Genomic DNA, 7961 nt, shown 5'->3' with positions numbered 1-7961 from the left:
TGTAGTTACGAATGTATCAACGTAATCTATATATTGAAGGTGAAAGTAATGAAACTTAGTTATAATCATTAACCATAAATGGTTAAGGGTCAAAACTATTTAGTTGAATTTTCACCAATCATAGAATCATACAACTAGAAAAAGGAATAATGGTGGGTCATGCATAAGCCAGGAGTTTTAACGGTTATTTCGGGATTTTCTGGTGCCGGAAAAGGAACCGTTGTAAAGAGATTATTAGAAACGAAGGAAAACTATTCTTTGTCGGTGTCAGCCACAACGAGAGCACCTAGAAACGGAGAAGTTGAAGGTGAAAGTTATTATTTTCTATCGAAGCCAATCTTTGAACAAATGATAGAGAATGATGAACTATTAGAATGGGCAACCTATGTGAATAATTACTATGGTACCCCCAAAAAATATGTGTTTGAACAACTTGAAGCAGGTAAAAATATCATTTTGGAGATTGAACTACAGGGTGCCATGAAAGTCAGAAAGCAATATCCGGGTGCCGTTATGATATTTATCGTTCCACCTTCCATCAAGGAGCTTAAAGAAAGACTTGTTGGACGGGGTACTGAATCTATGGATGTGATCATCAAAAGGCTTAAACGAGCCGAAGAAGAGACAGCCTACATTAAAGACTATGATTATATCGTTGAAAATGATGTTCTTGAAGCATGTGCTGAAATCGTACATAGTATTGTGGTCGCAGAACAACATCATGCGGCCCATTATGGCGGTATCGAACAGGTTCTTGAGAGTCAATTCAATGAAGTGTTGAAAGGAGAATAACTATGTTACATCCATCTTACTCAGATCTAATGGAAAGAATTAATGACAGAAATGACGATATCACACTTAAAAGCCGTTATTCAATTGTAATTGCAACATCTAAACGTGCTAGACAAATCATTGACGGTGCTGAACCTAGGGTAAATAAATCCTATCCGAAACCATTGTCTTATGCGGTGAACGAATTGTATGAAGGCACAATCGATATCGATTCTCTTTAATCAACACCTTACTTGAATCCTAAAAGAAATCCAATATAAGTGGTCAATCAGTGTTTAGGATTGGACCACTTATTGCAATTAAGGAATAGAGATATGACGCAAAAATATGCCCAAATCATAATAAGCATATCTGTAAAAAGCCTAGAAAGAATCTTTACATACGGTGTACCTGAGGTATTAAGACCAAATCTCAGGATAGGATCCGTCGTAGAGATTCCTTTTGGTGCAGGCAATCGCATCATTAGAGGCTACATTCTTGGGTTTTGTGAGGAAATCGATTTTGACCCAGAAAAAGTGAAGTATATTATTAAAGAGTATGAAGAGGTAGGTATTGAGTCTGAATTACTAGATTTAGCCGTTTTTATGAAGAACAGATATGTTTCAACGATGCAAGCAGCCCTTGGCGCGTTATTACCTTCAAGACCCAATGTTCGGAAAAAAGAAGAGAAATGGGTGCGGTCTTTAATAGATCAGGATCAACTCATGGACATGATTAGAACACTTAAAGGTAAAAAAACATATGAACCTAGAGTAAGAGCACTAGAAGTTTTATTAGTAAAGCCTCATGTATCCTTAAAAGAAATCATGGAAGAAGCAGATGTAACGCGTGGCATTATAACAACGATGGTTAAACATCGTATTCTTGAATTAGAAGAAAATATACGGATACGTATGCCATATGATTTGGAGGCATATGAGACCAGTATAAACCTATCACCTAATAAGGAACAAGACAAGGCACTTACAAGTATTATAAATAGCATACAAGAAAAGGAAAACAAGGTTTATTTACTTCATGGGATAACCGGAAGTGGCAAAACAGAGGTCTACATGCAGGCGATTGAACAAGTGCTTGCTATGGGGCAGTCAGCCATCGTAATGATACCGGAAATAGCTTTAACACCCCTTATGGTCAAAAGGTTTGTTGAACGTTTTGGGGAAGTTGTGGGCGTCATGCATTCTAGACTGTCAGAAGGTGAACGTTTTGATCAATGGCGTCTAGCAAAAGAAGGCCGTCTAAAAATCATGATAGGACCAAGGTCGGCTATTTTCGCACCTTTTGAAAAAATCGGCCTCATTATTCTAGATGAAGAACATGAAACCTCCTACAAATCTGAAATGCCGCCTAAATACCATGCAAGAGAAGTCGCAATCTATAGAGCCAGATACCATATGTGTCCGGTTATATTAGGTTCTGCCACACCCTTAGTGGAAAGCTATTATAAAGCTATAACAGAAAAATATACACTTGTTGAGCTGGAACAAAAAGCTGAGGCGCTTTCACCGCTTAGGGTTGAAACGGTGGATATGCGTAAAGAATTAGAAGAAGGCAACACCAGTATTTTGAGTTGTGATCTTTATAAAGCCATAAAGTCGACACTTGAAAAAAAGGAACAAATTATTCTATTTTTGAACCGTAGAGGCCACTCGAATTTTGTATCCTGTAGGCTATGCGGATATGTCCTTAAGTGTAATCATTGTGATGTCGCTTATAATTATCATAAGTACAATCATAGACTACAGTGTCATTATTGTAATGAAAGCATACCAATGGTTCAAATCTGTCCCAGTTGTGGTTCTAAGCATGTAAAAGCCTTTGGTATTGGAACACAAAAAGTGGAAGCTTATATCAAAGAAATATTTCCGAAAGCAAAAGCCTTACGTATGGATTATGACACCACCACCGGCAAGGACGGACACAAAAGAGTATTAGATGCATTTGAGGCCAAAGAAGCAGATATACTTATTGGAACACAGATGGTGGCCAAAGGTCATCATTTTAAGAATGTAACATTAGTCGGAGTTATGGCAGCAGATATGTCTTTGTACGTTAATGACTTTCGTGCCAGTGAAAAGACATTTCAACTTGTAACTCAAGTAACAGGAAGATCCGGTCGTGGTGACAAAGCCGGTAGAGCAATTATCCAAACCTATACCCCGGATCATTACAGTATTGTCAGCGCCAAAAATCAGGACTATAAGCATTTTTATAGTAATGAGATTCAATATAGAAAGTTGATGGGCTATGCACCTTTTAAAGAAATGATGAGTGTTTTGATTATTTCAACAGATGAAAAATATTTAATTCAACTTTGTCATAGAATTAAAGAGCGTTTAAGTAGCTATGAAGATAACAAAGCAGTAGAAATTCTTGGGCCCTCACCTGCAACCTTGTCAAAAATCAGAAATAACTTCAGATGGGTCATTTACATCAAAGCAGATTCATATAAAGCATTGACGGCACTGGCCAATCATCTATATAATATAAATGAACAAGAAGATCATAAACATATAAGTCATATGCAAATTGATCTGAACCCGATGATGTCATATTGACATACTTATTAGAAGGAGGCATATTATGGCCCTAAGAAAACTAAGAATAAACGGAGATGATATTCTCAGAAAGAAGTCAAAGACCGTTGATGAAATAACAGAACGTATCAAAGAACTCGTTGAAGACATGATTGAGACCATGTATGAAAGTCAAGGTGTTGGTCTAGCAGCACCACAAGTTGGTGTTCTAAGAAGGGTTTTTATTGTGGATATTGGTGATGGCCCTATTACTTTCATTAATCCGGTTATAGAAGAATTAGAAGGGGAGCAATATGGCTTAGAAGGCTGTTTAAGTGTTCCCGGGAAACAAGGTGATGTACTTAGGCCCTATAAAATAAAGGTGAAAGCAATGAATATTGAAGGTAGAGAATTCGAAATGGAAGCGGAAGCTTTTCTAGCACGAGCCATCTGTCACGAGTATGATCACCTAGAAGGTATATTATATACTGATAAAGCAGAAAATATTGAGGAAATATAGGAGAGTTATGCGAATACTATTTATGGGAACGCCGGATTTTTCAGTCCCTACTTTGGAAGACCTTATTAATTCCGAACATGAAATCATAGGTGTTGTAACCCAACCGGATAAACCTAAGGGACGGGGAAAGCAAATTATATATCCACCTGTGAAGGTGGTGGCTTTAGAAAATGAGATACCGGTTTATCAACCAAATAAGGTTAAGAATCCGGATTTTATGGAAGTTATACAGGCTTTAGAACCGGATTTGGCAGTGGTGATTGCCTTTGGTCAAATCTTACCCAAAGCTTTTTTGGAATTACCAAAATATGGGTGCATCAATATACATGCATCTTTATTACCTAAGTATAGAGGGGCAGGTCCGATACAGTGGGCCATCATTCATGGTGAAGCGACGACAGGCGTTACCACTATGTATATGGATGTTGGCTTAGATACAGGTGATATGTTACTTAAAGAAACTGTGGAAATACAACCAAAGGAAACAGGCGGCAGTTTACACGACAAACTATCTTTTATTGGCGGTCCTTTAATACTTAAGACCATTGAAGCCCTAACAGATGAACGTCTTATTCGGCAACCTCAAAACAATGCGCTTTCAACTTATGCACCCATGTTAGATAAAGAGATGGGTAATATTGACTGGCATCAGTCAGCGGACAGAATTGAACGTTTGGTTAGGGGGTTAAACCCTTGGCCCAGTGCATATACCCATTATGAAGGTAAGCTCCTTAAAATATGGGAAAGCGATGTTGTAGCATGTAACAGATTGGATATCCCTTGTGGGTCTATATGTGAAATTAGGGAAGAAGGTTTTGTAGTAAAATGTAAAGATGGGGGCCTATTGATAAAAAGCCTTCAATTACAAGGTAAAAAAAGGATGTCCACACCGGATTTTCTAAGAGGCCATCAGATTCGGATTGGACAGGAACTGTGTCAAATTGTTGAGTAAATCAGAAAGAAGTGTGATGATATGTATTTTGGAGATATGAGTTTTTTTATTTATATAATACCGCCACTGCTACTTGCCATGTATGCCCAATCAAAAGTGAAGTCAACTTATGAGAAATACAGTAAAACCACCAATATTAATGGGTTAACAGGTGCAGATGTAGCAAGGCGCATATTGGAACGTCATGGTGTCGACGATGTCAAGGTAGAACCAATCAAGGGTGTTCTAACAGATCATTATGATCCGAAGGCGCGTGTACTTAGGCTTTCCTCAGGTGTTTATGGAAACAAATCATTAGCAGCGATAGGTATTGCAGCCCATGAATGTGGACATGCAATACAAGATTATGATGGCTATGCTTTTCTAAAGTTAAGACAAACCATTGTTCCGGTTGTTAATGTAGCCAATAGCACAGCAATGCCACTTGCCTTTGCCGGATTAATGCTTGGCTATTTCACAGGATCAGGTCTTGGCATTGGCTACTATATTCTTCAGTTTGCCATACTTATGTTTGCGGCTGTATTGGTTTTTCATTTGATTACTTTACCTGTAGAATTAAATGCTTCAAATAGGGCAATTGAAATACTTGAAGGCGAAGGTATTCTAGACCGTGAGGAACTTATACCTGCCAAAAAAGTACTTAATGCAGCCGCTTTAACTTATATAGCAGCAGCAGCAGTTGCAGCCGGTAACTTGATAAGATTCATCTTATTATCAAGGGGTAGCAGGCGATGAACTTAAGATGGGTAGTACTGAAAATACTAGACACAATTGAGTTTGAAGGTATTTTTGTCCACGAAGCTATAGAGCGTTTTACAGTTGAACAGGACTTAAGTAAACAAGATCGCGCCTTTATCAAAAAAGTCGTTTTTGGAACCATTGAACAGCAAATTCGAATTGATTATGTGATTAATCAATTCAGTAAGATCAAAGTCGATCAAATGAAACCGGCCATTAGATTGACTTTAAGACTATCTGTTTATCAGCTTCTCTATATGGAGAATATACCGGATTCTGCGGTTTGTAATGAAGCGGTTAAGCTGATTAAAAAAAGAAAAATGCACCGTTTGACAGGTTTTGTCAATGGTGTTTTAAGAGCGCTTATACGTCAAAAAGATACAATTATTTGGCCGAGCAAAGAAGATTTTTTGACCTACTTATCGGTTAAGTATTCTTTTAAACCGGAGATTGTTCAATTACTATTAAACGATTATGATGATGAAGTGGTAGAAAACTTCCTTAGTGTCAGCAACGAACAAGCACCACTCACTATTAGAGTTCAGAAAACGAACACATCTAAAAAGGCCCTAGTGGAAGCTTTAACAGCAGAAGGCCTTACTGTCTCTGAAGGCAAATATCTAGATGAAGCCATGCACCTTGAACACATAGATAAAATAAGCTTAATAGATGCCTTTCAAAAAGGTCATTTTCTTGTTCAGGATGAAAGCTCTATGATGGTGGCTGATGCAGGATATGAAGAAGGCATGACGTGTATTATAGACTTATGTGCTGCGCCCGGTGGAAAAACCATACATTTTGCTGATAAATTAGAAGGAAAGGGTCAAGTTGTTGCTTTTGATATATCCGAAAAAAAACTAGACCGGATTCGTGAAAATTATACCAGATTAGGACTTAAGAATATTAATGAAACAATCAATGATGCAAGTGTCCTTAATCAGGATTATATTTGTATGGGTGATCTGGTTGTTGCGGACTTACCCTGTTCAGGTCTTGGAATCATTCGTAAGAAACCGGATATAAAATGGCATATAACCATAGAACGAATAGAAGCACTGAAGAAACTTCAACAAGATATGTTAATGGTTGGAAAGAATTATGTAAAACCGGGTGGTGTATTGATCTACAGTACCTGTACTGTGACAAAAGCAGAAAATCAAGATAATGTAGCCTGGTTTTTAGAAGAAAATGAAGACTTTGTTTTAGAACCGATACAAAAAAGTTATAGTGATTCTGAAACAGGTATGGTAACTATGATGCCCATATCCAATGGACCGGATGGTTTTTTTATTGCTAAGTTCAGAAAGAAGTGTGAAAATGTCAAATAACAAAACAGATATCATGTCTTTGGAGCTAAACGCTATAGCGGATGAAATGATTGCACTTAATGAAAAGAAGTTTAGAGGCATACAAATATTTGAATGGCTACATCAAAAAGACTGTTTTACATGGAAGGGCATGAACAATCTGCCCAAAGCTTTAATAGCAAAGCTAGAAGAATATACCTACTTGACACAAATACAATTGGTCACTAAGCAGACATCCGACCATGACGGTACGACAAAATTCCTGTTTAAGTTGCACGATGGTCAGATGATAGAAACGGTATTGATGCGTTATGATTATGGTAATAGTGTTTGTATCTCAACTCAGGCTGGCTGTAGAATGGGATGTACGTTCTGCGCATCGGGTTTGAATGGGCTAGAAAGAAATCTAACAACAGGTGAGATGCTGCGTCAAGTTTATGCTGTTGAAAGTGCAATTGGTAAACGCATCACACATGTGGTTCTTATGGGAACAGGAGAACCACTTGATAACTATGAAGCTGTAGTGGGCTTTATAAAGATTATAACCCATGAAAAAGGTAAAAACCTCAGCCAAAGACATATTACGCTTTCAACTTGTGGTTTGGTAGATGGTATCCATCGGTTAGCAGGTGAAAAGCTTCAGATAAATCTGGCAATATCCTTACATGCAGGTGATGATGAGCTACGTAAACAGACAATGCCGATTGCTAAAAAATATTCAATAGACGACCTATTAACCGCATGTGAAGCCTACTTTACATCAACAGGTAGAAGGATTACTTTTGAATATGCATTAATAGCCGGACATAATGATCATCCATCACAGGCACGTGCCTTGGCAGATCTTCTAAGGTTTAGAAAGTTTAAATGTCATGTGAATTTAATCCCCATTAACAATGTTGTAGAAAAATCATTTGCAAAGTCGAATCAAAAAGATGTAATTAGATTTAGAGATATATTGCTAGACAAAAAAGTGGAGACCACAATTAGAAGGTCTTTAGGGACAGATATTGACGCTGCTTGTGGACAGCTTAGGCTTAACACCATGAAAGAATAGAAATGTATTTTATAATTATTTTAATTGTGCCTGTATCATGTTAGAATAGGTATAGAAATCATTGGATGTTAGATTACGG

General features: G+C 37.6%; 8 protein-coding genes. All 8 read left to right on the top strand.

Annotated elements, in window-relative coordinates; all coding sequences use genetic code 11:
• Positions 1-159: 159 nt before the first annotated feature.
• The 8 genes from gmk to rlmN all read left to right on the top strand — a co-directional run bounded on the left by gmk (position 160) and on the right by rlmN (position 7882).
• Positions 160-792, top strand: coding sequence for a guanylate kinase (gmk, locus tag P0N36_RS02990; RefSeq protein WP_275841343.1), 633 nt, complete (start codon positions 160-162; stop codon positions 790-792).
• Positions 793-794: 2 nt separating this feature from the next.
• Positions 795-1013 (top strand): DNA-directed RNA polymerase subunit omega, encoded by a 219-nt coding sequence (gene rpoZ, locus P0N36_RS02985; RefSeq protein ID WP_125135456.1) that lies wholly within the window; start codon positions 795-797, stop codon positions 1011-1013.
• A 93-nt stretch (positions 1014-1106) separates the two neighbouring features.
• Entirely contained in the window at positions 1107-3350 is a 2244-nt protein-coding gene (gene priA, locus P0N36_RS02980) for a replication restart helicase PriA (protein WP_275841342.1), read from the top strand.
• A 25-nt stretch (positions 3351-3375) separates the two neighbouring features.
• Positions 3376-3828 carry a peptide deformylase gene (def, locus tag P0N36_RS02975; protein WP_275841341.1) on the top strand — a complete coding sequence of 151 codons (453 nt, stop codon included), beginning with the start codon at positions 3376-3378 and terminating at the stop codon, positions 3826-3828.
• Positions 3829-3835: 7 nt separating this feature from the next.
• The gene (gene fmt / locus P0N36_RS02970) at positions 3836-4780 is read left to right on the top strand and encodes a methionyl-tRNA formyltransferase (protein ID WP_275841340.1); all 945 of its coding nucleotides are present in this window, start codon (positions 3836-3838) and stop codon (positions 4778-4780) included.
• 21 nt (positions 4781-4801) lie between these two features.
• Positions 4802-5515 (top strand): zinc metallopeptidase, encoded by a 714-nt coding sequence (locus P0N36_RS02965; protein ID WP_275841339.1) that lies wholly within the window; start codon positions 4802-4804, stop codon positions 5513-5515.
• Entirely contained in the window at positions 5512-6846 is a 1335-nt protein-coding gene (gene rsmB / locus P0N36_RS02960; protein ID WP_275841338.1) for a 16S rRNA (cytosine(967)-C(5))-methyltransferase RsmB, read from the top strand. The genes P0N36_RS02965 and rsmB overlap by 4 nt, the downstream gene beginning before the upstream one ends.
• Positions 6836-7882 (top strand): 23S rRNA (adenine(2503)-C(2))-methyltransferase RlmN, encoded by a 1047-nt coding sequence (gene rlmN / locus P0N36_RS02955; protein ID WP_275841337.1) that lies wholly within the window; start codon positions 6836-6838, stop codon positions 7880-7882. The genes rsmB and rlmN overlap by 11 nt, the downstream gene beginning before the upstream one ends.
• The last annotated feature ends 79 nt before the right edge of the window (positions 7883-7961 follow it).

It is taken from the genome of Petrocella sp. FN5 (assembly GCF_029210395.1).
In the GTDB taxonomy this organism is placed as follows: domain Bacteria; phylum Bacillota; class Clostridia; order Lachnospirales; family Vallitaleaceae; genus Petrocella.
The sequence above is the reverse complement of the archived record's forward strand: the minus strand, read 5'-3'. Positions and strand labels throughout refer to the sequence as shown.